We start from the raw sequence: 255 nt of genomic DNA, 5'->3' as shown, positions 1-255 counted from the left end.
TTTGGAAATCGTTCTATTATAGAGTAGTTATGTATGTGATAAACAGAAAAAGACGGCAAAGCCGTCTTTTTCTTTCCATAGTTGTTTCGTTTTACAATTAGCGAATGCAAGCAGCACCAACGATAATAAAAAGAATAAACAACACAACGATTAAGGCGAAGCCGCGTCCAGACCCGCCACAAGAACCGCCATAACCGTAGGAAGGATATGAACAAGTTGGATAGCAATATGAGTATCCGTACATGAGATGACCTC

1 protein-coding gene is annotated in these 255 nt (G+C 40.0%); it reads right to left on the bottom strand.

Annotation, left to right across the window (positions count from 1 at the left end; genetic code table 11):
• Positions 1-97 precede the first annotated feature (97 nt).
• A complete protein-coding gene (locus GBN91_RS28685; RefSeq protein ID WP_152122922.1) occupies positions 98-244 on the bottom strand; it encodes a YjcZ family sporulation protein in 147 nt (48 codons plus the stop codon).
• Positions 245-255 lie beyond the last annotated feature (11 nt).

The organism is Bacillus sp. B1-WWTP-T-0.5-Post-4, from assembly GCF_009183795.1.
Classification (GTDB): Bacteria; Bacillota; Bacilli; order Bacillales; family Bacillaceae_G; genus Bacillus_A; species Bacillus_A cereus.
This window is presented reverse-complemented; position numbering and strand designations above follow the sequence as displayed.